This is a genomic window from Paenibacillus sp. Y951 (assembly GCF_056786395.1).
Genome location: NZ_JBXCIY010000076.1, coordinates 1 through 847, shown reverse-complemented (window position 1 = coordinate 847; position 847 = coordinate 1). Strand labels below are relative to the sequence as shown.

The following is an 847-nucleotide window of genomic DNA, read 5'->3' as shown; positions in this document are numbered from 1 at the left end:
AAGTTCGTGAATACAAGAACGTTAGCTGAAATTGATGATATATAAAATTAAAAATCGGAGGGAATCAATATGTCATTTAAAGATGCATTTTTTACTTTTCCTATTCTTGAAACTGAAAGGTTTATTTTGAGAGAATTACATTCTGATGATGCCAAGGAATATTACAATTACTTCTCTGATAATGAAGTAACTAGATATTGGGGATATAAAGGACCCAAAAATATTGAGACAGCTTCGAAGACATTTATGAGGTTTCAAAACGCATTTACTAGAAAAGAAATGATAACTTGGGGAATTGCTAGTAGAGATGATAATAGGATTATAGGAACATGCATATTGAATGACTTTATTAGAGCATCCATGGTGAATGTAGGATACAATCTGTCGAGAGATTATTGGCAGAAAGGAATAATGACTGAAGTGCTTGAAACCATTATTCCATATGCATTTAATGTACTTGATATGAATCGTATACAGGCTAAAGTTATACCTGAAAATATTGCATCTGTAAAACTTTTATCAAAGTTGGGTTTTGTAAAAGAAGGTTTACTTAGGGATTACATATTCGGTGAGATAATTACTGATACCTTGATGTTCTCAATTCTAAAGAATGATTTTAATGAAAGGTCTCTTTGAGGCATTCAAAGATGTCATCAACTTCAGCTAACACGATATTCACGCATCGGGACATTCGTCCCTCGGTCCGGCAGAAGTTAGATGAAGAATCGAAGAGGCAATTGGCAGTAGCAGGGAAGCATATTCAGCTGGACACATCCCTCCACCTAACCGCGTCGCGGCCGCCCTTCGGGCTTAAGGTGGTGGGACGTCGTGAATACAATAACGTTAT

Annotated in this window: 2 protein-coding genes; both read left to right on the top strand. The window is 36.1% G+C overall.

Annotated features, from left to right (window positions below; all coding sequences use genetic code 11):
* Nucleotides 1–69 precede the first annotated feature (69 nt).
* Nucleotides 70–636: a GNAT family N-acetyltransferase gene (locus AC1TPB_RS24890; protein ID WP_482064805.1), complete on the top strand. Its 567-nt coding sequence runs from the start codon at nucleotides 70–72 to the stop codon at nucleotides 634–636.
* Between the two features lie 11 nt (nucleotides 637–647).
* A partial coding sequence (locus AC1TPB_RS24885; RefSeq protein WP_482078950.1) for a hypothetical protein occupies nucleotides 648–847 on the top strand: 200 nt, incomplete at its 3' end.